Raw genomic sequence first — 25,217 nt, 5'->3', positions numbered from 1 at the left:
CGAGGGCCGGGGCGATGCGCCCCGGCCCTCGGCCTTTGTCGTCCTCCGCCTCCGCGAAGGACGCGCGACCGCATCGCGGTCCCGCGGCTACTTCTTGCGGCCGCGCTTCTCGCGCACGCGCACCGAGATGTGGATCGGGGTGCCCTCGAAGCCGAACTCCTCGCGCAGCCGGCGCTCGACGAAGCGGCGGTAGCCGTGCTCCAGGAAGCCGGAGGCGAAGAGGACGAACCGGGGCGGCTTGGTGCCCGCCTGCGTGCCGAAGAGGATGCGGGGCTGCTTGCCGCCGCGGATCGGGTGCGGGTGGGCGGCGACCAGCTCGCCGAGGAAGGCGTTCAGACGGCCGGTGGGGACGCGGGTCTCCCAGCCGGCGAGCGCGGTCTCGATCGCCGGGACCAGCCGGTCCATGTGGCGGCCGGTCTTGGCGGAGACGTTGACCCGGGGCGCCCAGGAGACCTGCTGCATCTCGGTCTCGATCTCGCGCTCCAGGTAGTAGCGCCGCTCCTCGTCCAGCTCGTCCCACTTGTTGTAGGCGATGACGAGGGCACGCCCGGACTCGACCGCCATCGTGATGATGCGCTGGTCCTGGACCGAGATGCTGTCCGTGGTGTCGATCAGGACGACGGCGACCTCGGCCTTCTCGATCGCGGCCGCGGTCCGCAGGGAGGCGTAGTAGTCCGCGCCTTCCTGGAGGTGGACCTTCTTGCGGATGCCGGCGGTGTCCACGAACTTCCACGTGATGCCGCCGAGCTCGATCAGCTCGTCGACCGGGTCGCGGGTGGTGCCGGCCAGCTCGTTGACGACGACGCGGTCCTCGCCGGCGACCTTGTTGAGGAGCGAGGACTTGCCGACGTTCGGACGGCCGATGAGCGCGATGCGGCGCGGGCCGCCGACGGCGTTGCCGAAGGTCTGCTCGGGGGCCTCGGGCAGCGCCTCCAGGACGGCGTCGAGCATGTCGCCCGTACCGCGGCCGTGCAGGGAGGAGACGGGGTGCGGCTCGCCGAGACCGAGCGACCACAGGGCGGTGGCGTCGGCCTCGCCGGACGGGCCGTCGACCTTGTTGGCGCAGAGCACGACGGGCTTGCCGGCCCGGCGCAGCAGCTTGACGACGGCCTCGTCGGTGTCGGTGGCGCCGACGGTGGCGTCCACCACGAAGACACAGGCGTCGGCGGCCTCGATGGCGTACTCCGCCTGGGCGGCGACGGAGGCGTCGATGCCGAGGACGTCCTGCTCCCAGCCGCCGGTGTCGACGACCTTGAAGCGGCGGCCGGCCCATTCGGCCTCGTAGGTGACGCGGTCGCGGGTGACGCCCGGCTTGTCCTCGACGACGGCCTCACGGCGGCCGATGATCCGGTTCACCAGGGTCGACTTGCCGACGTTGGGGCGGCCGACGACGGCGAGTACGGGGAGCGGGCCGTGCCCGGCCTCCTCGATCGCGCCTTCGACCTCCTCGACGTCGAAGCCCTCGTCCGCGGCGAGCTCCATGAACTCCGCGTACTCGGCATCGCCAAGCGCCCCGTGGTCGTGCTGGTCGTTCATGAAGTCCGTTCCTTGATCATTCGTGGTCGGTGGGGTGCCCGAGCCTCGGGGCCCACTACTCAGAGTCTCGCTCAGCGCCCGGTGAGGCGCCTGGCGTTTTTCAGGTGGGCGGTGAGCCGCTCCTGAATGCGTATGGTGGCGTCGTCGAGCGCCTTGCGGGTGCGGCGGCCGCTCCCGTCCCCCGCCTCGAAGGCGTCGCCGAAGACGACGTCCACGCCGCTGCGCAGCGGAGGCAGTGCCTTGACCAACCGTCCGGGGCGGTCGGAACTTCCCAGCACCGCGACCGGGACGATCGGCGCACCGCTGCGGAGGGCGAAGTAGGCGAGCCCGGCGCGCAGCGAGGCGAAGTCGCCTTCGCCGCGGGTGCCCTCGGGGAAGATCCCGAGGACGCCGCCGTGGTCCAGGACCGCGAGGGCGTTGGCGATCGCGGTCCGGTCGGCGGTGGCCCGGTCCACCTTGAGCTGCCCGATCCCTTCCAGGAAGGGGCCGAGGGGGCCGATGAAGGCTTCCTTCTTGATCAGGAAGTGCACCGGCCGGGGGGCGGTGCCCATCAGCATGGGCCCGTCGATGTTGTGGGCGTGGTTGACGGCGAAGATGACGGGCCCGGAGGCCGGCACCCGCCAGGCGCCCAGGACGCGCGGCTTCCACAGGCCGTACATCAGCCCGATGCCGATGCCGCGCCCCACGGCGGCGCCCTTCGCGGAGGGCAGGGTCACCGCGCGGCCGCCCTCTTCTCCTCGACCAGCGTGACGACGCATTCGATGACCTGGTCGAGGGTGAGGTCGGTGGTGTCGACCTCGACGGCGTCGTCGGCCTTGGCCAGCGGGGACGTCTTACGGCTGGAGTCGGCCGCGTCCCGCTTGACCAGGGCCTGCCGGGTGGCGGCCACGTCGGCGCCCTTCAGCTCGCCGGAGCGGCGTGCGGCGCGGGCCTCGGGGGAGGCCGTGAGGAAGATCTTGAGGTCGGCGTCGGGGAGGACGGTCGTACCGATGTCCCGTCCCTCGACGACGATGCCGCCGTCCGCGCTCCGGGCGATGGTCCGCTGGAGTTCGGTGATGAGGGACCGCACCTCGGGGACGGCGCTGACGGCGCTGACCTTGGCGGTGACCTCTTCGGTACGGATGGGTCCGGCGGCGTCGGTCCCGTCGACGGTGATCGTCGGGCGGGCCGGGTCCGTACCGGAGACGATGACGGGCTTGGCGGCGGCGTTGGCGACGGCGTCGGCGTCCTGGACGTCGACGCCGTTGCTGATCATCCACCAGGTGATGGCGCGGTACTGGGCGCCGGTGTCCAGGTAGCTCAGCCCCAGCTTGGCGGCAACCGCCTTCGAGGTGCTCGACTTGCCCGTGCCGGAGGGCCCGTCGATGGCGACGATCACGGTTTCCACGGTGGGGAACACCTTCCTGGGTACGCGGTGAGGCCCATCGGATGCGGGGGGCCACCCCAAGGTTACCGATTCCCGCGCACCCATTCGGCCCAGCGGGCGGGACGACCGCGTCACCCCGCCCGCAGCGCCCAGCCCCGCTCCTGCAGCGCCGCCCCCAGGACGGGGGCCGCGGAGGGCTCCACCATCAGCTGGACCAGGCCCGCCTGCTGCCCGGTGGCGTGCTCGATGCGGACGTCCTCGATGTTGACACCCGCGCGGCCCGCGTCCGCGAAGATGCGGGCCAGCTCGCCCGGCTGGTCGCTGATGAGGACGGCGACCGTCTCGTACTGGGCCGGGGCGGCGCCGTGCTTGCCGGGGACGCGCGCGCGGCCCGCGTTGCCCCGCCGCAGGACGTCCTCGACGCCCGTGGCGCCGCCGCGGCGCTCGGTCGCGTCCGCGGACTGCAGCGCGCGCAGCGCCTGGACCGTCTCGTCCAGGTCGGCCGCGACGCCCGCGAGGACGTCGGCGACCGGTCCGGGGTTCGCCGAGAGGATCTCCACCCACATGCGGGGGTCGGAGGCCGCGATCCGGGTGACGTCCCGGATGCCCTGGCCGCAGAGCCGTACCGCGGTCTCGTCCGCCTCCTCGAGCCGTGCGGCCACCATCGACGACACCAGCTGCGGGGTGTGGGAGACGAGCGCGACCGCCCGGTCGTGGGCGTCCGCGTCCATCACGACCGGTACGGCGCGGCAGAGCGCGACCAGCTCCAGGGCCAGGTTCAGGACCTCGGTGTCGGTGTCCCGGGTGGGGGTGAGCACCCAGGGCCGTCCCTCGAAGAGGTCGGCGGTCGCGGCGAGCGGCCCCGAGCGCTCCTTGCCGGACATCGGGTGGGTGCCGATGTAGGCGGTGAGGTCGACGCCCAGCTCCGTCAGCTCCCGCTTGGGGCCGCCCTTGACGCTCGCGACGTCGAGGTAGCCGCGGGCGAGGCCGTCCCCGATCGCGGCGGCGAGGGTGCGCGCCACGTGCGCGGGCGGTACGGCGATGATCGCGAGGTCGACGGGCCCCTCGGGCGCCTCGTCCGTGCCGGCGCCGAGGGCGGCGGCCGTCCGGGCGCGGGCCGGGTCGTGGTCGCGGAGGTGGACGGCGACGCCCCGGCCGGCGAGGGCGAGGGCGGCGGAGGTCCCGATCAGTCCGGTGCCGATGACGAGCGCGGTCCTCACTGGGCGATGTCCTTGCGCAGGGCCGCGGCGGCGCCGAGGTAGACGTGGGCGACGTCCGGCTTGGGGAGGTCGGACTCGACGTGGGCGAGGAGGCGTACGACCCTCGGCATGGCGCCCTCGACGTCCAGCTCCTGCGCGCAGATCAGCGGGACGTCGACGATGCCGATCCGGCGGGCCGCGGCGGCCGGGAAGTCGCTGTGGAGGTCGGGGGTGGCCGTGAACCAGATGCTGATCAGGTCGTCGGCGGTGAGCCCGTTACGCTCCAGGACGGCGGTGAGCAGCTCCTCGACCTGCTCGTGCATGTGTCCGGCCTCGTCCCGTTCCAGCTGGACGGCGCCTCGGACCGCTCGTACCGCCACGTCGTGCTCCTTCGAAATGCGATCAGTGCTCCGATCAGCGTAGTGACCCTCTCAGGGGCCGGTTCGCGGCGACCGCCCTCCGAGACAGGGTCACTGTCGCTCCGGCGGGGCCGGGACGCCACTCGGCGCGGGCGGCCGTGCGGGGGAGCCGGGGGGCCGGGTCCAGGCGTGTTGCCGCGCGGCGGCGGGGTGCGTCGCCAAGCTGGAGGGCATGAATCCAGAAGCTCCCGACGTCGCACCGGCCCCCGACGTCACGCCCCGCCGTTCCGTGCTGTTCGCCGGCGCCGGTTCGGTCGCCGCCCTGGCCACCGGCTGCGGCTCGGGCGGGGGCGAGGACGGCACCGCGACGGCCAGTCCGACGGCGGGCACGGACGGCTCACCGTCGCCGTCCGCGTCCGAGCCGGCCGCCTCCTCCCCCACGGCGTCCGCGCCGGCCGGTGACGCGCTGGCGCGCACCACGCAGATCCCCGTGGGGGGCGGGGCCGTCTTCAAGGAGCGCAAGGTCGTCGTCACCCAGCCGAAGGCCGGCGAGTTCAAGGCCTTCTCGGCGGTCTGCACCCACCAGGGCTGCCTGGTGAACAAGGTCGCGGACGGCACGATCGACTGTCCGTGCCACGGCTCCAAGTTCCGCGTCGCCGACGGTTCGGTGGCCGTGGGCCCGGCGACGCGGCCCCTGCCGGCCGAGCGGATCACCGTGTCCGGGGACCGGATCACCCTGGCGTAGCCTGTCGCCCATGACTCCGGCAGAACTGGTGCGCGACCATACGATCTACTCCTGTGTCATGGGGTCGCGCGCCTTCGGTCTGGAAACCGAGGGGAGCGACACCGACCGTCGGGGCGTCTTCCTCGCCCCGACCCCGCTCTTCTGGCGCTTCGACAAGCCCCCGGCCCAGGCGGAGGGCCCGGGTGAGGAGCAGTTCAGCTGGGAGCTGGAACGCTTCTGCGAGCTGGCCCTGCGCGCCAACCCCAACGTCCTGGAGTGCCTGCACTCCCCCGTGGTCGAGTCCATCGACGCCACCGGCCGCGAGCTGGTCTCGCTGCGGGAGGCGTTCCTGTCCCGCCGGGCGCACCGGACCTTCGTCCGGTACGCGGGCGGGCAGCGCAGGAAGCTCGACGCCGACGTCCGCCAGTACGGCGCGCCGCGCTGGAAGCACGCCATGCATCTGCTGCGGCTGCTGATGAGCTGCCGGGACCTGCTGCGGACCGGTGAGCTGACCATCCACGTCGGCGACGAGCGGGACCGGCTGCTCGCGGTGAAGCGCGGCGAGGTGCCGTGGCCCGAGGTGGAGTCCTGGATGGCCCGCCTCACGGAGGAGGCCGACAGCGCCTCCACCACGAGCCCCCTGCCCGCCGACCCGGACCACGCGCGCGTGGAGGACTTCCTGACGCGCGCCCGCCGCTCCTCAGCGCTCCGCGTCCTCCAGCCGGACGCGGACGACGAGATCGTGCAGGGCGTCGTGCCCGCCGGGAGCCTCGGGCAGCCCTGAGCCGGCCTGGGCCGCGTCCAGGACACCGTGGAGCGCCTCCACGTCCCCGCGCACCCGTTCGGCGTCCACTTCGGCGGCACCGTGCTCGGCCGCCGCCTTCGCCTCGATCAGGTCGGGTACGTAGACGGGGGCCTCGGCCACCTCCCCGACGAGTGTGGGCAGGTGGGCCTGCACCTCGCCCGCGCGCATCAGATGGATGCCGGTGAGCAGGGCGCGCAGCGTGTAGAGGAGCGGCTTCAACTCCCCCGTCCGCTCGAACAGCCGCCACTGCGTGCCCGCGAAGCCGCGGTAGTGGTGCGCGTGGTGTGCGGTGAGCACCCGCGGGGCGAGCGCGGTCAGCTCGGCGTGCACGTCGGTGGTGTGGGCGACCAGCGGGGAGAGCAGCTGCTCCAGTACGTAGCCGTTGCGCCGCAGCATCAGCCGGACGAACTTCCGCAGGTCGTGCGTGACGAGGTCCATCTCGACCCCGTCGCGGTCCCACATCCGGGTCCGTGTCTCCTCGGGTTCGCGCAGCCCGATCAGCCCGGCGACCGGCAGCAGGTGGACGCCGCGCAGGTCCACGTCCGAGTCGCGGGAGGGGAAGCCGTACAAGTGGGCGCCGGAGACGGTGGCGAAGACCAGCGGGTCGGGCTGTTCCGCCACGATCGCGGAGAGGTCCGTGGCGGGGGTGAGGGCGAGCGTCATGGATCAAGCGTCCCAGAGGGCGCCCAGGGTCAGGAGGTCGGAGCGGTACTCGATCCGGTCCGTCCAGGCCGCCGGCCAGGCGCCCGGGCCCAGGTGGGCGCCGGCGAAGGCGCCTGTGAGGCAGGCGATCGAGTCGGAGTCGCCCCGGGTGCAGGCGGCCCGGCGCAGGGCGGTGAGGGGCTCGTCGGGGAAGAGCAGGAAGCACAGCAGCCCGGTGGCGAGGGCTTCCTCCGCGATCCAGCCGTCGCCGGTGGCGGCGCACGGGTCCAGCTCCGGGTCGGCCGTGCGCTGGACGGCGTCGAGCCTCTCCAGGACGGCGAGGCACTCGTCCCAGCCCCGCTCGATGAAGTGGCGGGCCGACGGGTCCTGCGCGTACGTCCACAGGTCGCCGAGCCAGGTCTCGTGGTAGCGGGAGCGGTTCTCGTAGGCGTACGAGCGCAGGTGGCCGACGAGCCCGGTCGGGTCGACGCCCTGGGCCAGCAGGTACACGGCCCGGGCCGTGAGGTCGGAGGCGGCCAGCGCCGTGGGGTGTCCGTGGGTGAGCGCGGCCTGGAGCTGGGCCGCGCCGGCGCGCTGCTCCTCTCCGAGACCGGGAACGAGGCCGATCGGGGCGACCCGCATGTTGGCGCCGCAGCCCTTGGACCCGGTCTGGCTCGCCCGCTGCCAGGGGATCTCGGTCGACAGCAGACCGCAGGCCACCATGCAGGTGCGTCCCGGGGCGCGGTCGTTGTCCGGGGAGCGGTACCAGGCGACGAACTCCTCCCGGACCGGCCCGGCCATCCCGGCCGGGGAGAGCACGCCGTGGTCCATGGCGGTGCGCAGACCGCGGCCCAGGGCGAGGGTCATCTGGGTGTCGTCGGTGACGTACGCCGTCCCCGTCCCCTGCCCCTCGCCGGGGAGTGCCATCTCCCGCCAGGGGCCGCACTTCGCCAGGATCGACGGGACGTCGTTGAACTCGGTCGGGAAACCCAGCGCGTCCCCCAGCGCCAGGCCCATCAGTGCGCCGGTCGCGGCCTGCTTCGTCGTCGTCATCATGGGGTGGTTCGTCCTTCCGGTCGCAGGAGCGGCGGGTGGAGGGCCGTGGCCTCTCCCGCCCGGTAGAGAGCGGCCGGTTTCCCCCGTCCGCCGGTGAGGCGCGGTGGTCCTTCCACGGCCCGGACGAAGCCGGGGGTGGCGAGGACCTTGCGCCGGAAATTGGGGCGGTCGAGTTCGACGCCCCAGACCGTCTCGTACACCTGCCGCAGCTCGCCGAGGGTGAACTCGGGCGGGCAGAAGGCGGTGGCGAGGCAGGTGTACTCGAGCTTGGCGCCGATCCGGTCGCGGGCGTCGGCGAGGATCCGGTCGTGGTCGAAGGCGAGCGGCCCGTGCGTGCCGTAGGGCGCCCATCGCGCCCGTGCCGCGTCGCCGCCGCCGTGCGGCTCGGGCGGGTCGGGGACGAGGGCGGTGTAGGCGACCGAGACGACCCGCATCCTGGGGTCGCGGTCGGGTTCGCTGTAGGTGCGGAGCTGTTCGAGGTGGAGCCCGGCGACGGTGTCCGCGGCGAGGCCGGTCTCCTCGGCGAGTTCGCGGCGCGCGGCCTGTTCGGAGGACTCGCGGGGCAGGACGAATCCGCCCGGCAGGGCCCAGTCCCCGGCGTACGGCTCCTGGCCGCGCTCCACCAGCAGGACGTGGAGGTGCTCCTCGCGGAGGGTGAAGACGGCGAGGTCGGCGGTGACGGCGAACGGCTCGAAGGCGTGGCGGTCGTAGCCGTCGGGGGCCTGGGCGGGGGCCTGGGCGCGGTTCATCGGCGCTCCGGAAGGGGGTCGGCGAGGTGCCAGCCCTCGGCGAGGAGGGCGTCCACGGCGGCGACGGCGGTCGCCAGCCGCTCCTCGTGCGGGCCGGTGAGGACGGCGGTCCGGCGGCCGCTGTGGGCGAGCTGGGTCACGAAGCGGGCGGTCATCCAGGGGCGCAGGTGCTCGCCGTCACGCAGTCCGTCGTCCTCGAAGTCGACGCCGTGGTGGTCGGTGAGCAGCCAGAGGTGCTGGCGGCCGCGGGCGGCGATCTGGCCGGTGTCGGCGCTGGCCGTACCGATGTACCGCTCGTGCCAGATGGTGGTGGCGAAGGCGTCGGTGTCGCAGATCAGGACGGGCGATCCGGCGCGGGCGGCCTCCTCCTCCAGCTCGGCCTGGCGCTGGGCGATGACGGGGAAGTCGCTGGAGCGGAAGGTGACGTCCGGCCACGTGGCGCCGGGGCGTTCGGCGCGCAGTTCGGCGAGCTTGAGTTCGCTGTACGCACGGCCGTACTCCGGTACGTACCCGGTGCGGGACCACACTCCGCCGCGCTTGCGGTAGTGGTCGGCGAGGGCGAGGGCCAGGGTGGTGGTGCCGGTGGACTCGGCGCCGAGGACGACGATCCGGCGGGTGAGCGCGGCCCGTACGGGCGGTTCGAGGAACTCCCAGTTGCCCACGGGGTCCTTGCGGACGGCGGTGCCGGAGACGGGGAAGAGCGCACGGTCCGGGTCGACGCAGACGGCGTCGGCGCCGAAGCGGCGGCCCAGCTCCTCGCCGTAGGGCTCGGAGGTGAAGACGGCGTCGACGGGTTCGGGCACGGCGGCACGGAAGACGGCCATGTGGGCGGCCCACACGTCCGGGTCCTGGAGGTCGACGGGGATGTCGTCGACGGCGCCGACGACGAGGACGTCGGGGTGGGTCTCGCGCATCCAGGCGACCCGGTCCTCCAGGGGCAGGGTCTCCACGGAGGAGGCGCAGACGAGGACGGTGAGGCGCTCGCAGCGGTCGCGGGCGGTGCGGACGAGGTGGTGGTGGCCGGCGTGCGGCGGATAGAACTTGCCGAGGACCAGGCCGTGGCCGTAGCGCTTCATGCCGCCGCCTCCACCGGGATCGCGCGCCGGGTGGTGAGGTCGCGGTTCCAGTTGCGCAGGCCGAGGAGGCAGAGCGTGAGGAAGCCGGCGTACAGCAGGGAGGTCAGGTACAGCTCCTTGTGGGCGTACAGGGGGATGTACACGAGGTCGGCGGCGATCCAGAGCCACCAGGACTCCAGCCGCTTCCGGCACTGGCCGTAGGTCGCCGCCAGGGAGAGCGCGGTGGTCAGGGCGTCCCAGAAGGGGACGGTCGAGTCGGTGGCGCGGTCCAGGAGCAGGGTGAGGGCGAGGGTCCCCACCGCCCCCGCCGTGATCAGCCACGTCCACTCGGTGCGCGAGGTGCGGCGCACCGGGAGGGTGTCGGAGCCTGGTCCACCCCCGTGGGTCCAGGTCCACCAGCCGTACACGGCGAGGGCGATGAAGACGATCTGGAGGCCGGCGTCGGCGTAGAGCCCGGCCTGCGCGAAGAGAAGGATGAAGAAGAGGTTGTTGGCGATGCCGAGGGGCCAGTTGGCCAGGTGCTGGCGGGCGACCAGCCAGACGCAGAGCGCTCCGCTGCCGAAGCCGAGGACCTCGGTCCAGCTGACCGGGGTGTCCAGGACCGTGAAGAGCGGCTGCTGCAGGGGTTCGAGGATGTTCGCGAGGCTCACGCCCGCCTCCTTAAGAGTCACCTTGACTATAAAGGGGGACGGGCTTCGGCCACAAGTGCGATCGGGACATGCGAGAAGCCCGTGACCGCCGGGCGGGCGGTCACGGGCTTCTGCGCGGGTCGTCCGAGGACGACGGTGCTACATGCCGACTTCCTTCATCAGCATGCCGACCTCGGTGTTGGTCAGACGGCGGAGCCAACCGGACTTCTGGTCACCGAGCCCGATCGGGCCGAAGGAGGTGCGGACCAGCTTCTCGACCGGGAATCCGGCCTCGGCGAGCATGCGGCGCACGATGTGCTTGCGGCCCTCGTGGAGGGTGACCTCGACGAGGTAGTTCTTGCCGGTCTGCTCGACGACGCGGAAGTGGTCGGCGCGGGCGTAGCCGTCCTCCAGCTGGATGCCCTCCTTGAGCCGCTTGCCGACCTCGCGGGGCAGCGGGCCGGTGATGGCGGCCAGGTAGGTCTTCTTCACGCCGTACTTCGGGTGCGTGAGGCGGTGGGCCAGCTCGCCGTGGTTGGTGAGCAGGATGATGCCCTCGGTCTCGGTGTCGAGCCGTCCCACGTGGAAGAGCCGGGTCTCCCGGTTGGTGACGTAGTCGCCGAGGCACTGGCGGCCGTCGGGGTCCTCCATGGTGGAGACGACGCCGGCGGGCTTGTTCAGCGCGAAGAAGAGGTACGACTGGGTGGCGACGGTCAGGCCGTCGACCTTGATCTCGTCCCGCTCCGGGTCCACGCGCTTGCCCTGCTCCAGGACGATCTCGCCGTTGACCTCGACACGGGCCTGCTCGATGAGCTCCTCGCAGGCGCGCCGCGAGCCCATGCCGGCGCGGGCGAGGACCTTCTGCAGCCGCTCGCCCTCCTGCTCGGCGCCGGGGAAGGTCTTCGGGGTCCGGATCTCCGGACGGTCGGCGTACCGGTCGCGGTTGCGCTGCTCGATCTTGGCGTCGAGTTCGCGCGAGCGCGCCGGAACCTGCCGCTGGCCGTGCGGGCCGCGGCGGGGCGGGGTGCCGCCCTGGGGGGCCTTCGGGCCGCCCTTGGCGCCCCCGCGGGCCGCGGAGCCGCGGCCCTTCTTGGGGCCGTCGGAGGGGCCGCCGGTGCCGCCCACGTCGTAGCGACGCTCCTCGGGGCGCGGGTTGCGGGGGCGGCCGCCGCCCTGCTGGTCGTCGCGGCTGTTGCCGGCGCCGCGGTAGTTGCCGCGCCCGCCTCCGCCGCCGCTGCTGCCGCCGCGGCCGCCGCTGTTGCCACCACGGCTCCCGCCGTTGTTTCCGCTGCTGTTCCTGCCGCTGCTGCTTCGCATCAATCTTCCGTCGTCTTGTCGTCTGCGTCCGGGTCGAACGACGGAACCCCTTCCAGCGTCTCCGCCTCGATCGCGTCCGCCTCGGGGAGGAAGGGCGCGAGTTCCGGGAGCTCGTCCAGGCCGCGCAGGCCCATCCGCTCCAGGAAGTGGTTCGTCGTCCTGTACAGGATCGCACCTGTTTCGGGTTCCGCGCCCGCCTCCTCCACCAGACCGCGCTGGAGGAGGGTCCGCATGACCCCGTCACAGTTGACCCCGCGGACCGCGGAGACCCGCGAACGGCTGACCGGCTGGCGGTACGCGACGACGGCGAGGGTCTCCAGGGCCGCCTGGGTGAGCCGGGCCTGCTGGCCGTCCAGGACGAACGCCTCGACGGCCGGGGCGTACTCCGCCCGCGTGTAGAAGCGCCAGCCGCCGGCGACGGTGCGCAGTTCGAAGCCGCGGCCCTGGGCGGTGTACTCGTCGGCCAGCTCGCGCAGGGCGTCGCCGACCTCGCGGCGGGAGACGTCGAGGACCTTGGCGAGGTGGTCCTCGGTGGCGGGCTCGTCCACGACCATGAGGACGGCTTCGAGGGAGGGTTTGAGGTCGCTCACGCGCGGGCCTCCGTTTCGTGATCGGGTTGTTCGTCGAACTCGTCGGTGACCCGGGTCTCCCCGTCGCCGCCGGTCCAGGAGACGGTGAGTTCGCCGAGGGCCTCGTCCTGGTCGAGGGCGACGGCACGGTCCCGGTAGAGCTCCAGCAGGGCGAGGAAGCGGGCGACGACGGTGAGGGTGTCGGGGGCGTCCCGGGTGAGCTCCCGGAAGGCGAGGGTGCCGCGCTCCCTGAGGAGGGCGACGACGATCCCGGCCTGTTCGCGGACGCTGACGAGGGGGGCGTGGATGTGGTCGACGTACACCTGGGGCTTGGCCTTGGGCTGCATGGCCTTGACGGCGAGCCTGGCGAAGCCCTCGGCGCCGATGCTGATGACGACCTCGGGGAGCAGTTCGGCGTGGTGCGGCTCGAGGCCGACGGTCCGGGGGTATCTGCGGCCCTCGGCCTCCCACCGGTCGCCGAAGATGTCGGCGATCCGTTTGTACGCGCGGTACTGGAGGAGCCGGGCGAAGAGCAGGTCCCGCGCCTCCAGGAGCGCGAGGTCGGCCTCGTCCTCCACCTCGGCGGCGGGCAGCAGCCGGGCGGCCTTGAGGTCGAGGAGGGTGGCGGCGACGACGAGGAACTCGGTGGTCTGGTCGAGGTCCCAGTCGGCGCCCATGGCCCGGATGTGGGCCATGAACTCGTCGGTGACCTTGGAGAGGGCGACCTCGGTGACGTCGAGCTTGTGCTTCGAGATGAGCTGGAGCAGCAGGTCGAACGGCCCCTCGAAGTTTTCCAGCCGCACGGTGAACCGCCCACCGTCGGCGGCGGCGCCTGGGTCGGGGGCGGGAGCGGGCGGGCCGGGGGCTTCGGGGCCAGGGGCGGCGACCTCGGGGGCGGCGGTCTCTCGGGCGGTGGCCCGGGCTGCGGGCGCCTCGGGGGCCGGGACGGCCTCGGGGCCGGGCGCCTCGGAGCCGGGCGCCTCAGGGAGAAGCGCCTCGGGGGCCGGTACGGCCTCGGGGCCGGGCGTCTCGGGGCCGGGCGGCGCCGGCCGGGTCGGGCCCGGGACGTTCGTGCTGTGCGGGTCTTCGCTTCCGGCCGGGCCCGCCGGTGGTTCCGCGACGGGCCGGGGCTCCCCGTGCCCCCTCCCCGGGGCCGCGGCCACGGGGCCCGCCGCCTCGGGCGGGGGCTCGGGGGCCGCGGGGGGCGTTCCGGGGCCCCTGCCGAGGGCGCGGCGGGGCGGGCGGGACGTTTCGGCGGGGGGCGGGGGCATCGGGGTCCAGGGAGGAGCAGGGGCGCGGCAGGCCCGCAGGCTACCCTCAGCGGCCGCGCAGGCGGCGCACGAGGATGCTCGCGTCGCCCCGGGACTCCAGGTCCGCCAGGACCACCGCGACCGCCTCGCGGACGATCCGGCCCCGGTCCACGGCGAGCCCGTGCTCGCCGCGCAGCACCAGACGGGCATGCTCCAGGTCCATCAGCTCCTCGGCGGAGACGTAGACCGTGATCTTCTCGTCGTGACGCTCCCGGCCGCTGGGCCGCCGGTTCGGCGACCGGCCCCGTCGGCGGGCCGCCGGCGCGACCGGCGCCGAGGGCTTCGCCTGCGGCGCGGTCTCCGCGGGATCGGCCGTCCGGGCCCGCGGCTCCGCCGTCTCCGACCCCGCCGCCGAATGCTCCGCCGACGCCGAGCCCTCGGCCGCCTCCGGGCCGCTCTCGCCCGCCGGAGCCGGCACGCGGGCCTCACCCCTGCGCGGTGACGACGCCTGCAGCGCCATCCCCCCGGTCGTACGGAACAGTTCGTCGGCGCCGGGCAGACTCACTCGGCGTGACACCGGGCGAGCACCTCCCTGGCGAGCTGACGGTAGGCGGCGGCGCCCACGGAGTTCGAGGCGTACGTCGTGATCGGCTCGCCGGCGACCGTGGTCTCCGGGAAGCGCACGGTCCGGCCGATCACCGTGTGGTACACGTGGTCGTCGAAGGCCTCGACGACCCGCGCGAGCACCTCACGGCTGTGCACGGTCCGGGAGTCGTACATCGTGGCGAGGATGCCGTCGAGCTCCAGCTCGGGGTTGAGCCGCTCCTGGACCTTCTCGATCGTCTCGGTCAGCAGGGCCACACCGCGCAGCGCGAAGAACTCGCATTCCAGCGGCACGATGACCTTGTGAGCCGCCGTCAGCGCGTTGACGGTCAGCAGACCGAGCGAGGGCTGACAGTCGATCACGATGTAGTCGTAGTCGTTCATCAGCGGCTTCAGGGCGCGCTGGAGCGTGGACTCGCGCGCGACCTCGCTGACCAGCTGCACCTCGGCGGCCGAGAGGTCGATGTTGCTCGGCAGCAGGTCCATGTTGGGAACGGCGGTCTTGAGCAGCACCTCGTCCGCTGACATGCCCCGCTCCATGAGCAGGTTGTAGACGGTGAGGTCGAGCTCCATCGGGTTCACGCCGAGACCGACCGACAGGGCTCCCTGCGGGTCGAAGTCGACGAGCAGCACCCGTCGCCCGTACTCCGCGAGCGCGGCACCCAGGTTGATGGTCGACGTGGTCTTGCCGACGCCGCCCTTCTGGTTGCACATCGCGATGATCTTCGCGGGTCCGTGATCGGTCAGCGGGCCCGGGATCGGGAAGTACGGCAGGGGCCGTCCGGTGGGGCCGATCCGCTCGCGGCGCTGCCGGGCAGCGTCGGGTGCGAGGGTGGCCGCGTACTCCGGGTCGGGCTCGTACTCGGCGTCAGGGTCGTAGAAGTGCCCCTCGGGCACCTCGTCGTAGGCGGCGAAGTGGGTGGACTCTCGGCCACTCTCGTTGCCGGCCGTGGCGTTCACGTGTAGGCCGTCCATCATCTTCATCGTGTGGGCTGTCGTCATGGGCTGATGTGTCGCGAAGGTTCGCACAGCGACGGAGCCGACAGGGGCTCCTGGCCGGCCACCCCCGGGAGTAAATGTCGACTCATTCACAAGTCGTCTTACCTCCTTGGATGTGACCAGGAACATTTATCGATAGGTCAGCGTGGCGCCATGCCGACGGTTTGCGACTCTATGGCGTGTCACCGCTCCGCAGCAACACAATCCGCCGGACCCGGCCCGATGTGTCGGCAACCGAACACCCCTCTGTCAAGGGCGCGCAGCCACGCATCCACACGTTTCGGGGGTGTGCGAAACGGTTAAAGGGTTACGTTCGAGGCGAGTTGACCAGGGCCGTAGACGTGGCCGGACACACATCCGGCCGGACCTTGGTGCACAAGGTCCGGCCGGATGCATGAGGTTGACGGCGCTCCTCGTCGGGAGGCCGGTGAGCGTCAGCCCAGGAGGCTCGTCAGCTCGACGTGCGCGAGGCCGTGCGCCTGCGCGACTTCCTTGTAAACGACCTTGCCGTCATGGGTGTTGAGGCCCAGGGCGAGGGCGGCGTCGCGGCGCAGCGCCTCGGCCCAGCCGTTGTTCGCCAGCGACACGATGTAGGGAAGCGTGGCGTTGGTGAGGGCGTACGTGGAGGTGTTCGGGACCGCGCCCGGCATGTTGGCGACGCAGTAGAAGACCGAGTTGTGGACCTGGAAGGTCGGCTCCGCATGGGTGGTCGGACGGGAGTCCTCGAAGCAGCCGCCCTGGTCGATCGCGATGTCGACAAGGACACTTCCGGGCTTCATCTTGGCGACGAGCTCGTTGGTGACCAGCTTCGGGGCCTTGGCGCCCGGGATGAGGACGGCGCCGATGACGAGGTCGGCCTCGACGACGGCCTTCTCCAGCTCGAAGGCGTTGGAGACGATCGTCTTCACCTTGGTGCCGAAGATCTTGTCGGCCTCGCGGAGCTTGTTGATGTCGCGGTCGAGCAGGGTCACGTGGAAGCCCATGCCGACGGCGATCTGGGTGGCGTTCCAGCCGGAGACGCCGCCACCGATGACGACGGCCTCGCCGGCGTGGGTGCCGGGGACGCCGCCGGGGAGCACGCCGCGGCCGCCGACCGAGCGCATCAGGTGGTAGGCGCCGACCTGCGGGGCGAGGCGGCCCGCGACCTCGGACATCGGGGCGAGCAGCGGCAGCGCGCGGTTCGCGGTCTCGACGGTCTCGTACGCGATGGCGGTGGTGCCGGACTCCAGCAGGGCGTCCGTGCACTCGCGGGACGCGGCGAGGTGGAGGTAGGTGAAGAGGGTCTGGTCCTTGCGGAGGCGGTGGTACTCCTCCGCGATGGGCTCCTTGACCTTCAGCAGGAGGTCGGCGGTCTCCCAGACCTCGTCGGCCGTGGGCAGGATCCGCGCACCGGCCGAGACGTACTCCTCGTCCGTGATCGAGGAGCCGGCTCCGGCGTTCTGCTCGACGAAGACCTGGTGGCCGTTGCGGACGAGCTCGTGGACACCGGCGGGGGTGATGGCCACGCGGAACTCGTTGTTCTTGACCTCGCGGGGGATGCCGACCTTCATCGTCGATCACGGTCCTTGAATCAGGGGGGATAACTGGGGGCACTGCGATACATACCCGGCCGCATCGTGGCGCACCGGGACACACCACGATCGAACGCGGCTCACCCAGTCTAATGAAGGAGTTCCCGCTGTCTAGCCTTGCAAAGCATTAATCTTCGAGACAGCCACTGCGGATTTCGCAGGCGGAGGGTGCGGTTCCAAGCAGTCTTTCGGCTGCTGAGCGGTGCAGCCGGGCGGCGGCGGGGTCGCCGAGCCGGTCCAGGGTGTCGGCGAGCCGCAGCTGCAGGGCCGCCTGGAGCCGTACGTCCTGGGCACGCCGGGCCCACTCGACCGCCTCCTCGCAGGTCCGCAGGGATTCCTGCGGCCGTCCGGCGTACTCCTGGACCCGGGCCGCCTCGCTCAACGCCCGGGCGTAGGCGGGGAGATCGGACTGCCGGCGGTAGCCCGCGGCGGCGGCGCGCCAGTTCCGCAGGGCCTCGCCGTAGCGGCCGGCGTAGGTGTGCACCGCGCCGAGCCTTGCGTAGAGCCGGGCCTGGTCGGCGCGCTCGTCGCGGGCGAGGCGCTGGGCGAGCGCGCGGCCGTACCAGTCACCGGCCCGCTGCCAGTCCCCCAGCTCCTGGTAGGAGCCGCCTACGGATTCCATCGCGCGGCCGATCGCGTATGGGTCGTTCGCGGCCCGTCCGGCGTCCAGCGCTTCCCGGTAGCGGGCGAGCGCGTCCCGGGTCCGGCCGCTCCCGGCGTCGAGATCGGCCAGGTTCAGCAGGGCGGCGGCCCGCTCGCGGTGCAGTCCCCGGCGCTCGGCGACGTCGAGGACGAGCCGGTGCAGGCCGTAGAGGTCGGGGGCGGCCGCCTCGGCCCCCCGGTGGGCGGCGAGCGCGCGGACCAGGGCGGCGACCAGGCGGCGGGCCAGGGTGTCGAGCTCGCCGTCGGCGACCGCGAGCCGGGCGGAGGCGAGCAGGACGGGCCTGCGGCCCTCCAGCCATTCGGCGGCGGCGGGGGCGTTCGGGAAGCGCAGGGCCCGGGGCAGGCCGGCCAGCTTCCTGCGGGCGGCGGAGCCCTCCGGTTCGGTGACGGCGCGGCAGGACTGCAGGAGCCGTACGGTCCGCTCCAGCATCCGGGCCCGGGCGAGCTGCACCTCGGCGGGCCGGTCGCGCTCCTCCAGCTCGGTGCGGAGCAGGGGGACGAGGTGCGCGGGGATCTCGTACTCTCCTCCGTCGCGCTCCCCGAGGAGCCCGAGGGTGGCGAAGTCGGCGAGGGTGGTGGCGGCGGCGGAGACGGAGCAGCCGGCCAGGGCGGAGGCGGTGTGGGCGTCGGCGCGGCCGAGCGGGGCGAGGCAGAGGAGCCGCAGGGTCCGCGCGGCCGGGGCGGGCAGGGACTCGTGGACGAGCTGGAAGGCGCGGGTCACCGGGTCGCCCGGCAGGGCGCGCAGTCGTTTGGCGAGGTCGGCGACGGAGGACTTGGGGCGGGCGGCGAGCCAGCTGCCGGCGAGGACCAGGGCGGCGGGCTGGCCGCCGCACTCCTCGGCGAGGGTCTCGGCGGCCTGGGGGTCGACGGTGACCCGCACCGATCCGGTGTAGGTGGTGAGCATCTCGATGGCCGACTTGGGGTCGAGTCCGCCGACCGTGCAGGGGCGGACGTCCGGGATGCCGGTGAGGGGGCCCTGGGCGACGGCGACGACGAGGGCGTCGGGATGGTCGGGGATCAGGGGGTCGACCTGGGCCGCGTCGACGGCGTCGTCCAGGACGAGGACGGTCCGCCGGTCCGCCAGGGCGGTGCGGACCAGTTCGGTCAGCTCGTCCTCGGCGGCACCGGGGGGTTCCTCGACGCCGAGGTCCTCCAAGAGGCCGCGGGCGGCCAGCGCGGTGGGGACGGGCTCGCCGCCGGGCTCGGTGAGCCGGGCGCGGTACACCCCGTCGGGGTATCGGGCGGCGAGCCCGGCGACCAGCTCCTCGGCGAGGGCCGTCCGCCCGGAACCGGGCCGTCCGGCGATCAGCAGGACGCGCGCGCGGGGGGCTTTGCGGCCGGTCAGGGTGTCGAGCCCGGTCCGTTCGATGTCGGCGCGCAGCGCCTTCAACTCCCGCTGTCGCCCGAAGAATCGACGCACCCCGCCCGCTGTCACCGCCTGATCCGTCACGGGCCACGCTCCCGTCCACCTGCGCACGAGCCGATCCCGCGGGGATCTCCGCACGGGCGATCCCGAGCGTAGTTCAGGGCACGGCCCCGACCCGGCGGAGCGCGGCGGGCAGGTCCCCCGATCGGATCAGCAGATCGTCAGATCGGAACCCTCGGAGACGACCCGGGGGCGGAATTCCTCCCGGCCGCCGACCGGGCCGGTGTACCCCCGCCGGCCGCCGGGGTCCGAGGGTCCGGGCCGGCCGCCGCCGGGGTCCGAGCGTGAGCCCGCCCTCCGCGCCCGGCCCGTCTACCCGACCGCCCCGGCCCTACGCCTGCCCGCGCCCACCCCGACGCGCACGCCGACGCATGCGCCCGCGCGACGCCTGCGTCCGCGCCTACGCCTCGAAGGGGCGGGCCGGCCACGGCGAGTCCGCCGGCCGCAGGGTGGCGACGCCGCCGTCCACCGCGCGCGCGGCCGCCAGCGACAGGACGCCCACCACCAGGCAGTTGTTGTGCAGCTCGCCGGCGAGGGCGCCGCGCACCAGGTCGTCCAGGGGGACCCGGGCCAGCTCCATGTCGGCCTCCTCCTCGGCGACCTCGTAGCGCTCGCCCTCGGCCGCCGAGAGGTCCCGGGCCAGGAAGATCCGTACCGCCTCGTCGCAGCCGCCCGGCGTGGTGTAGACGTCGGTCAGGACCCGCCAGTCCTCGGCCTTGACGTGCGCCTCCTCGTACAGCTCGCGCTGCGCCGCGTGCAGCGGGTTCTCCCCCGGCACGTCCAGGAGACCGGCCGGGATCTCCCACAGTTTCATCCGCACGGGGTGCCGGTACTGCTTCAGCACCAGGACGCGGTCCTGCTCGTCGAGGGCGACGACCGCCACCGAACCGGGGTGGACCTGGTAGTCGCGGCGCGCGACCGTGCCGCCCGGCATGACCACGTCGTCCGCGCGGACACTCGTCTTGTTGCCCTGCCAGGGGGTCGTCGTGGCGACGACCTGCCACTCCTCGGGGGTGTCCTGCAACTCCATCTGCGTCCTCCCACACACGAAAACCGGGGTACGGATCCCTCAGGACCCGTACCCCGGCAACGTTAACCGCTCGCGGCTACTTGCCCGTCTTGCGCTCCACGGCCGCCTTGACCAGGCCGGCGAAGAGCGGGTGCGGACGCGTCGGGCGCGAACGCAGCTCCGGGTGGGCCTGCGTGGCGACCAGGTAGGGGTGCACCTCGCGCGGGTACTCGACGTACTCGACGAGCTTGTTGTCCGGGGACGTGCCCGAGAAGACGAGGCCCGCCTTCTTCTCCAGCTCCGCGCGGTAGGCGTTGTTCACCTCGTAGCGGTGGCGGTGGCGCTCCTCGACGTACGGCTGGTCGGCGTAGACCTCGCGGACGATGGAGCCCTCGGCGAGCTTCGCCGGGTAGAGGCCCAGGCGCATCGTTCCGCCCAGGTCCCCGGCGCCCTCGACGTACGCGAGCTGCTCCTCCATCGTCGAGACGACGGGGTGCGCGGTCGCGGGGTCGAACTCGGTCGAGTTCGCCTCGGGGATGTCGGCCAGGTTCCGCGCGGCCTCGATGACGATGCACTGCAGGCCGAGGCAGATGCCGAGCAGCGGCACCTTGTTCTCGCGGGCGTACTGGATGGCGCCGACCTTGCCGCTCACACCGCGGTCGCCGAAGCCGCCGGGGATGAGGATCGCGTCGACGTCGCCGAGCTGCTTCTGCGCGTCGGCCGGGGTCTTGCAGTCGTCGGAGGTGACCCACTTGACCTTGACGCGCGCCTTGTTGGCGAAGCCGCCGGCCCGCATGGCCTCGGTGACCGAGAGGTACGCGTCGGGCAGGTCGATGTACTTGCCGACGAGCGCGACGGTGACCTCGTGGTCGGGGTTGTGGACGCGGTCGAGCAGGTCGTCCCAGGTGGACCAGTCCACGTCGCGGAACGGCAGGTCGAGCTTGCGGACGACGTAGGCGTCCAGGCCCTCGGTGTGCAGGACCTTGGGGATGTCGTAGATCGACTTGGCGTCGATGGCGGCGACGACGGCGGCCTCGTCCACGTCGCACATCAGCGAGATCTTGCGCTTGATGGCGGTGGGGACGTCGCGGTCGGCGCGCAGCACGATCGCGTCCGGCTGGATGCCGATGTTGCGCAGGGCGGCGACGGAGTGCTGGGTCGGCTTGGTCTTCAGCTCGCCGGAGGGGCCGATGTAGGGCAGCAGCGAGATGTGCACGACGAAGACGTTGTCGCGGCCGACCTCGTGGCGGACCTGGCGGACCGTCTCCAGGAACGGCAGCGACTCGATGTCGCCGACGGTGCCGCCGACCTCGGTGATGACGACGTCGACGTCGTCGGTCGCCATGCGGCGGATCCGGGACTTGATCTCGTTGGTGATGTGCGGGATGACCTGGACGGTGTCGCCGAGGTACTCGCCACGCCGCTCCTTGGCGATGACCTGGGAGTAGACCTGGCCCGTGGTGACGTTGGCGGAGCCGTCGAGGTCGACGTCGAGGAAGCGCTCGTAGTGGCCGATGTCCAGGTCGGTCTCGGCGCCGTCGTTGGTGACGAACACCTCGCCGTGCTGGAACGGGTTCATCGTGCCGGGGTCGACGTTGAGGTACGGGTCGAGCTTCTGCATCGTGACCCGCAGGCCCCGCGCCTTGAGGAGCGCACCCAGGCTGGAGGCGGTCAGGCCCTTGCCGAGGGAGGAGGCGACACCCCCGGTGACGAAGATGTGCTTGGTCGTCGTGGTTTTGGGCGGCATCGCCAAGAGGGGGCTCCCGTGGTCGCGTTCTGGAGGTGCGTACCGGCGTCCCCTCCGGAAGAATCGGGGGGTGCCGTCGCTGCGGTTTCGGGGGCCTCGGCTTTCGCCGTTTCCCACCGGTCCACGGGGTACCAGGGTATCAGCGACGAAGGGAGGCCGCTTCCGGCCACACGGGGCAGTCGGGTGCATACGGACGGCTACACCACAGGTCACGGTGGCCTCACCCGTTCGGCGCAACGCCGTTATCAGGGCGTTGCCGCCGCTGCTTAGGGTGCGACGTATCCTGCTCGGACACTCCCTGCCGAGGCGGACCGGCCATCGGCAGCACCCCCGCCAGTCAACCGGAAGCACGGGGCTCGTCAACCATCCCTTGACTGCTGGCACCATCTGTAGGAAGCGCCCCGCGGGGCGGACGTGGCCGTTCGACTGGAGATTGCACGTGGCCGGGCGCATCGAGGATTACGCACTCATCGGAGACATGCAGACCGCGGCACTGGTCTGCCGGGACGGCAGCGTCGACTGGCTCTGCCTGCCACGCTTCGACTCGCATGCCGTCTTCGCCGGGCTCCTCGGTACGGAGGAGCACGGTTTCTGGCGGGTCGCGCCCGCCGTGGCCGAAGGCGCCACCCCGGCGCCGGCCGACCGGCGCCGCTACGTCGGCGACTCCCTGATCCTCGAATCGGAGTGGGACACGCCGCGCGGCACGGTCCGGGTGACCGATTTCATGCCCCCGCGTGACGGCGCGCCCCAGCTGATCCGGATCGTCGAGGGCGTCTCCGGGCGCGTGCCGATGCACTCCGCGCTGCGGATGCGGTTCAGCTACGGCCGCGTGGTGCCGTGGGTGCACAAGGTCGGGGACCGTACGGTCGCCGTCGCCGGGCCCGACTCCGTGTGGCTCGACACCGAGATCGAGACCCACGGCAAGGACCTCACCACCTACTCCGACTTCACCGTCACGCCCGGTGACCGGATCACGTTCACGATCAGCTGGCAGCCCTCGCACAAGGAGCCGCCCGCCCTGCCGGACCCGGAGGGTTCGCTGGAGGCGACGGCCGACTTCTGGCGCGACTGGGTGGCCCACTGCACGTACCACGGCCCGTACCGCGAGGCGGTGGTCCGCTCCCTGATCACGCTGAAGGCGCTGACGTACGCGCCCACCGGCGGCATCGTCGCCGCGCCGACCACCTCCCTGCCGGAGGAGATCGGCGGCGTCCGCAACTGGGACTACCGCTACACCTGGCTGCGCGACGCGGCGATCACGCTGTCGTCGATGCTGCGCACCGGCTACCGCGAGGAGGCGCGCGCCTGGCGGGACTGGCTGCTCCGCGCGGTCGCGGGCGACCCGGAGAACCTGCAGATCATGTACGGCATCGCCGGCGAGCGCGAGCTGGGCGAGGCCGAGCTGGACTGGCTGCCCGGGTACGAGAACTCCGGCCCGGTCCGGGTCGGCAACGGCGCGGCCAACCAGCTCCAGCTCGACGTCTACGGCGAGGTCACCGAGGCGCTGCACCTGGCCCACATGACGGGCCTCTCGCGCAACGACTACGCCTCTCTGCTCCAGCTGAAGCTGATCCGCTACCTGGAGACCCACTGGAACCAGCCGGACGAGGGCATCTGGGAGGTGCGCGGCCCGCGCCGCCACTTCGTGCACTCGAAGGTGATGGCCTGGGTGGCGGTCGACCGCACCATCAAGCTGATCGAGTCCGGGGACGCCGACGGCCCGCTGGAGCGCTGGCGGCAGCTGCGCGACGACATCCACCGGGACGTGTGCGAGAAGGGCTACGACAAGGACCGCAACACGTTCACGCAGTCGTACGGCTCCAAGGAGCTGGACGCGTCGCTGCTGCTGATCCCGCAGATGGGCTTCCTGCCGCCGGACGACAAGCGGGTCATCGGCACCATCGAGGCGATCCAGCGGGAGCTGTCCACCGAGGACGGCTTCGTGCTGCGCTACCCCACCGCCGGCGCGGAGGCGGGCGTCGACGGCCTGGAGGGCGACGAGGGCGCCTTCCTGGCCTGTTCGTTCTGGCTCGCCGACGACCTGGCGATGATCGGCCGGGTGGACGAGGCGCGCCGGCTCTTCGAGAAGCTGCTCTCGCTCCGCAACGACCTGGGGCTGCTCGCGGAGGAGTGGGACGCGCGGCTCCAGCGCCAGGTGGGGAACTTCCCGCAGGCGTTCAGCCACGTCCCGCTGATCGACACCGCCCTGCGGCTGACGGCGAGCGGCGCGTACGGAGGTTAGGGAGGCCGGGCGGGGTCCGGGGCGTCGAGAAGCGGGCCGACGACCGCCGCCCTACGATGAAATGGTCCTGTCCCCCCTCGGAAAGGGGGGCGTCCCATGGCTCCCCCGAAGACCGTTCCGCCCACCGCCCTCGCCGCGCTCCGCGAGGCATCGGCCGGTGAGGTGCTCGTACCCGGTGATCCGGGCTACGACGAAGCCAGGACCGTCCACAACGCCATGATCGACCGCCGCCCCGCGGTCATCGCCCAGTGCGCCAACCCCTCCGACGTCTCGCGCGCCGTTCTCTTCGGCCGGGAGGCCGGGCTGCCGATCGCGGTGCGCGGCGGCGGGCACAGTGTCGCCGGGGCGTCCGTCGTCGACGAGGGCCTGGTCGTGGACCTGCGCCGGATGCGCGCGGCGGACGTGGACCGCGACGAGCGGACCGTACGGGTCGGCGGCGGCGCGACGATGAGCCATCTGGACCGGGCGGCCGAGCCGTTCGGCCTGGCCACCACCGGCGGACGGGTGTCCACCACCGGGGTCGGCGGCTTCACCCTGGGCGGCGGATCGGGCTGGCTGGAACGGAAGTTCGGTCTGGCCTGCGACAACCTGGTCGCCGCCGAACTGGTCACGGCGGAGGGCAAGCACGTCGTGGCGAGCGACCGGGAGAACCCCGAGCTGTTCTGGGCGCTGCACGGCGGCGGCGGGAACTTCGGCATCGCCACCTCCCTCACCCTGCGGCTGCACGAACTCCCGGCCATGAGCATGGCCATGCTGTTCTACCGCCCGGAGGCCGCGCCCGAGGTGGGCCGCGCCTTCCGCACGGTCTTCGCGTCCGCCCCCGCCGAGGCCGGCGGCGGCATGATCTACTTCCCCGCGCCGCCCGAGCCCTTCATCCCCGAGCACCTGGTCGGCACGCTCGTCTGCGCCGCGCTGATCACGTACGCCGGTCCGGTCGACGAGGTCCACGAGCTGGCCGCGCCGCTGCTGGCGCTGCGGCCCGAGGTCGAGGTCGTCACGGACATTCCGTACGCGGATCTCCAGTGCATGATCGACGACCCGCCGGGGCTGCGGAACTACTGGTCGGCGGAGTACCTCCGCGAGTTCCCGGACGAGGCGGTCGACGCCTTCTGCGCCCGCGCGGCGCGGATCCCGATGCCCACCACCACCCAGCACGTGCTGTTCCCGATGGGCGGCGCCGTGGCGGACGGCCCGTCCCGGTTCCCGTTGCCGTGGCGCACCGCGCCCTGGGCCGTGCACCCCTTCGGGACGTGGGAGAAGCCGGAGGACGACGCCCGGGTGGTGGCCTGGGTGCGCGACGTGCGGGCCGACGCGAGGCCCTGGTCGGTCGACGCCGTGTACCTCAACTTCATCGGCGCCGAGGGCGAGCAGCGCGTCGTCGCCGGCTTCGGCGCCGACAACTACCGTCGGCTCGCCGCCGTCAAGGCGGAGTACGACCCCGACAACGTCTTCCGCCTCAACCACAACATCACCCCGGCCCCGGCGGCCGCGTGACCCCCGCCCCGCGGCCCCGCCCGGGAAGGCCGCCCACGATGGTCCCGGCGGCGCCGGTGACGTACGACACACTCGACAGAGGGTCGGGCAAGTGGCGCCGGGGCGCGACGAGTTGTCGCCCCCGGGAACGGACCGGGCCGACCCGCGAGCGCCCGGTGATGCCGCGGGAACAGGGACGCGGGTAGC

At 72.7% G+C, this 25,217-nt stretch carries 23 protein-coding genes; 4 read left to right on the top strand and 19 right to left on the bottom strand.

The window, feature by feature from the left end; genetic code table 11:
• Nucleotides 1–87: 87 nt before the first annotated feature.
• The 5 genes from der to aroH all read right to left on the bottom strand — a co-directional run bounded on the left by der (nt 88) and on the right by aroH (nt 4,481).
• Nucleotides 88–1,536: a ribosome biogenesis GTPase Der gene (gene der / locus ACFZBD_RS27595; protein WP_391144493.1), complete on the bottom strand. Its 1,449-nt coding sequence runs from the start codon at nt 1,534–1,536 to the stop codon at nt 88–90.
• 71 nt (nt 1,537–1,607) lie between these two features.
• On the bottom strand, nt 1,608–2,294 hold the full coding sequence (locus ACFZBD_RS27590; protein WP_391144491.1) for a 1-acyl-sn-glycerol-3-phosphate acyltransferase: 687 nt from the start codon (nt 2,292–2,294) through the stop codon (nt 1,608–1,610).
• Nucleotides 2,249–2,935, bottom strand: coding sequence for a (d)CMP kinase (cmk, locus tag ACFZBD_RS27585; protein ID WP_391144490.1), 687 nt, complete (start codon nt 2,933–2,935; stop codon nt 2,249–2,251). The genes ACFZBD_RS27590 and cmk overlap by 46 nt, the downstream gene beginning before the upstream one ends.
• A 98-nt stretch (nt 2,936–3,033) precedes the next feature.
• The gene (locus ACFZBD_RS27580) at nt 3,034–4,122 is read right to left on the bottom strand and encodes a prephenate dehydrogenase (protein WP_391144488.1); all 1,089 of its coding nucleotides are present in this window, start codon (nt 4,120–4,122) and stop codon (nt 3,034–3,036) included.
• A complete protein-coding gene (gene aroH, locus ACFZBD_RS27575; protein WP_391144485.1) occupies nt 4,119–4,481 on the bottom strand; it encodes a chorismate mutase in 363 nt (120 codons plus the stop codon). The genes ACFZBD_RS27580 and aroH overlap by 4 nt, the downstream gene beginning before the upstream one ends.
• A gap of 211 nt (nt 4,482–4,692) precedes the next feature.
• Between aroH and ACFZBD_RS27570 the strand changes: the two genes are divergently transcribed.
• Nucleotides 4,693–5,205, top strand: coding sequence for a Rieske 2Fe-2S domain-containing protein (locus ACFZBD_RS27570; RefSeq protein ID WP_391144484.1), 513 nt, complete (start codon nt 4,693–4,695; stop codon nt 5,203–5,205).
• 10 nt (nt 5,206–5,215) lie between these two features.
• A complete protein-coding gene (locus ACFZBD_RS27565) occupies nt 5,216–5,968 on the top strand; it encodes a DNA polymerase beta superfamily protein (RefSeq protein ID WP_391144482.1) in 753 nt (250 codons plus the stop codon).
• Here ACFZBD_RS27565 and ACFZBD_RS27560 read toward each other — a convergent pair.
• From ACFZBD_RS27560 to ACFZBD_RS27495, 14 genes are all read right to left on the bottom strand, one after another.
• Nucleotides 5,885–6,652, bottom strand: coding sequence for a DNA polymerase beta superfamily protein (locus tag ACFZBD_RS27560; RefSeq protein ID WP_391144480.1), 768 nt, complete (start codon nt 6,650–6,652; stop codon nt 5,885–5,887). The two genes, ACFZBD_RS27565 and ACFZBD_RS27560, sit on opposite strands and share 84 nt — an antisense overlap.
• 3 nt (nt 6,653–6,655) lie before the next feature.
• Nucleotides 6,656–7,684 carry an ADP-ribosylglycohydrolase family protein gene (locus tag ACFZBD_RS27555; RefSeq protein WP_391145314.1) on the bottom strand — a complete coding sequence of 343 codons (1,029 nt, stop codon included), beginning with the start codon at nt 7,682–7,684 and terminating at the stop codon, nt 6,656–6,658.
• The gene (locus ACFZBD_RS27550; RefSeq protein WP_391144478.1) at nt 7,684–8,436 is read right to left on the bottom strand and encodes an NUDIX domain-containing protein; all 753 of its coding nucleotides are present in this window, start codon (nt 8,434–8,436) and stop codon (nt 7,684–7,686) included. The genes ACFZBD_RS27555 and ACFZBD_RS27550 overlap by 1 nt, the downstream gene beginning before the upstream one ends.
• Nucleotides 8,433–9,512 (bottom strand): AAA family ATPase, encoded by a 1,080-nt coding sequence (locus ACFZBD_RS27545; protein ID WP_391144476.1) that lies wholly within the window; start codon nt 9,510–9,512, stop codon nt 8,433–8,435. Before ACFZBD_RS27545 ends, ACFZBD_RS27550 begins: the two co-directional genes overlap by 4 nt.
• Nucleotides 9,509–10,162, bottom strand: a complete 654-nt coding sequence (gene pnuC, locus ACFZBD_RS27540) for a nicotinamide riboside transporter PnuC (RefSeq protein ID WP_391144475.1) — start codon at nt 10,160–10,162, stop codon at nt 9,509–9,511. The genes ACFZBD_RS27545 and pnuC overlap by 4 nt, the downstream gene beginning before the upstream one ends.
• A 138-nt stretch (nt 10,163–10,300) precedes the next feature.
• Nucleotides 10,301–11,458 (bottom strand): pseudouridine synthase, encoded by a 1,158-nt coding sequence (locus ACFZBD_RS27535; protein ID WP_391144472.1) that lies wholly within the window; start codon nt 11,456–11,458, stop codon nt 10,301–10,303.
• A complete protein-coding gene (gene scpB / locus ACFZBD_RS27530; RefSeq protein ID WP_391144469.1) occupies nt 11,458–12,048 on the bottom strand; it encodes an SMC-Scp complex subunit ScpB in 591 nt (196 codons plus the stop codon). The genes ACFZBD_RS27535 and scpB overlap by 1 nt, the downstream gene beginning before the upstream one ends.
• A complete protein-coding gene (locus tag ACFZBD_RS27525; RefSeq protein ID WP_391144467.1) occupies nt 12,045–13,298 on the bottom strand; it encodes a segregation/condensation protein A in 1,254 nt (417 codons plus the stop codon). The genes scpB and ACFZBD_RS27525 overlap by 4 nt, the downstream gene beginning before the upstream one ends.
• A gap of 46 nt (nt 13,299–13,344) precedes the next feature.
• Nucleotides 13,345–13,842 (bottom strand): hypothetical protein, encoded by a 498-nt coding sequence (locus tag ACFZBD_RS27520; RefSeq protein ID WP_391145311.1) that lies wholly within the window; start codon nt 13,840–13,842, stop codon nt 13,345–13,347.
• Entirely contained in the window at nt 13,839–14,882 is a 1,044-nt protein-coding gene (locus ACFZBD_RS27515; RefSeq protein ID WP_229818740.1) for a ParA family protein, read from the bottom strand. The genes ACFZBD_RS27520 and ACFZBD_RS27515 overlap by 4 nt, the downstream gene beginning before the upstream one ends.
• A 431-nt stretch (nt 14,883–15,313) precedes the next feature.
• Complete coding sequence (gene ald / locus ACFZBD_RS27510; RefSeq protein ID WP_391144464.1) at nt 15,314–16,429, bottom strand: alanine dehydrogenase; 1,116 nt, start codon at nt 16,427–16,429, stop codon at nt 15,314–15,316.
• A 148-nt stretch (nt 16,430–16,577) separates the two neighbouring features.
• Complete coding sequence (locus tag ACFZBD_RS27505) at nt 16,578–18,563, bottom strand: tetratricopeptide repeat protein (RefSeq protein ID WP_391144461.1); 1,986 nt, start codon at nt 18,561–18,563, stop codon at nt 16,578–16,580.
• 376 nt (nt 18,564–18,939) lie between these two features.
• Nucleotides 18,940–19,569: an NUDIX domain-containing protein gene (locus tag ACFZBD_RS27500; RefSeq protein WP_391144459.1), complete on the bottom strand. Its 630-nt coding sequence runs from the start codon at nt 19,567–19,569 to the stop codon at nt 18,940–18,942.
• Nucleotides 19,570–19,645: 76 nt separating this feature from the next.
• Nucleotides 19,646–21,295, bottom strand: coding sequence for a CTP synthase (locus ACFZBD_RS27495; protein ID WP_391144457.1), 1,650 nt, complete (start codon nt 21,293–21,295; stop codon nt 19,646–19,648).
• Nucleotides 21,296–21,734: 439 nt separating this feature from the next.
• Between ACFZBD_RS27495 and ACFZBD_RS27490 the strand changes: the two genes are divergently transcribed.
• Complete coding sequence (locus ACFZBD_RS27490; RefSeq protein ID WP_391144454.1) at nt 21,735–23,537, top strand: glycoside hydrolase family 15 protein; 1,803 nt, start codon at nt 21,735–21,737, stop codon at nt 23,535–23,537.
• A 96-nt stretch (nt 23,538–23,633) separates the two neighbouring features.
• Nucleotides 23,634–25,031, top strand: coding sequence for an FAD-binding protein (locus ACFZBD_RS27485; protein WP_391144451.1), 1,398 nt, complete (start codon nt 23,634–23,636; stop codon nt 25,029–25,031).
• Nucleotides 25,032–25,217: the final 186 nt, after the last annotated feature.

Source organism: Streptomyces sp. NPDC008121 (assembly GCF_042957155.1).
Lineage (GTDB): Bacteria > Actinomycetota > Actinomycetes > Streptomycetales > Streptomycetaceae > Streptomyces.
Note: the sequence above shows the minus strand (reverse complement) of the source record. Positions and strands in the feature narration are given on the sequence as shown.

Excerpts from the sequence above, each read along its gene's own strand:
- der (WP_391144493.1), bottom strand. The coding sequence starts at position 1,536 with ATGAACGACCAGCACGACCACGGGGCGCTTGGCGATGCCGAGTACGCG.
- ACFZBD_RS27590 (WP_391144491.1), bottom strand. The coding sequence starts at position 2,294 with ATGCGTCGTCACGCTGGTCGAGGAGAAGAGGGCGGCCGCGCGGTGACC.
- ACFZBD_RS27570 (WP_391144484.1), top strand. The coding sequence starts at position 4,693 with ATGAATCCAGAAGCTCCCGACGTCGCACCGGCCCCCGACGTCACGCCC.
- ACFZBD_RS27565 (WP_391144482.1), top strand. The coding sequence starts at position 5,216 with ATGACTCCGGCAGAACTGGTGCGCGACCATACGATCTACTCCTGTGTC.
- ACFZBD_RS27560 (WP_391144480.1), bottom strand. The coding sequence starts at position 6,652 with ATGACGCTCGCCCTCACCCCCGCCACGGACCTCTCCGCGATCGTGGCG.
- ACFZBD_RS27555 (WP_391145314.1), bottom strand. The coding sequence starts at position 7,684 with ATGACGACGACGAAGCAGGCCGCGACCGGCGCACTGATGGGCCTGGCG.
- ACFZBD_RS27550 (WP_391144478.1), bottom strand. The coding sequence starts at position 8,436 with ATGAACCGCGCCCAGGCCCCCGCCCAGGCCCCCGACGGCTACGACCGC.
- ACFZBD_RS27545 (WP_391144476.1), bottom strand. The coding sequence starts at position 9,512 with ATGAAGCGCTACGGCCACGGCCTGGTCCTCGGCAAGTTCTATCCGCCG.
- ACFZBD_RS27535 (WP_391144472.1), bottom strand. The coding sequence starts at position 11,458 with ATGCGAAGCAGCAGCGGCAGGAACAGCAGCGGAAACAACGGCGGGAGC.
- ACFZBD_RS27525 (WP_391144467.1), bottom strand. The coding sequence starts at position 13,298 with ATGCCCCCGCCCCCCGCCGAAACGTCCCGCCCGCCCCGCCGCGCCCTC.
- ACFZBD_RS27515 (WP_229818740.1), bottom strand. The coding sequence starts at position 14,882 with ATGACGACAGCCCACACGATGAAGATGATGGACGGCCTACACGTGAAC.
- ald (WP_391144464.1), bottom strand. The coding sequence starts at position 16,429 with ATGAAGGTCGGCATCCCCCGCGAGGTCAAGAACAACGAGTTCCGCGTG.
- ACFZBD_RS27500 (WP_391144459.1), bottom strand. The coding sequence starts at position 19,569 with ATGGAGTTGCAGGACACCCCCGAGGAGTGGCAGGTCGTCGCCACGACG.
- ACFZBD_RS27495 (WP_391144457.1), bottom strand. The coding sequence starts at position 21,295 with ATGCCGCCCAAAACCACGACGACCAAGCACATCTTCGTCACCGGGGGT.
- ACFZBD_RS27485 (WP_391144451.1), top strand. The coding sequence starts at position 23,634 with ATGGCTCCCCCGAAGACCGTTCCGCCCACCGCCCTCGCCGCGCTCCGC.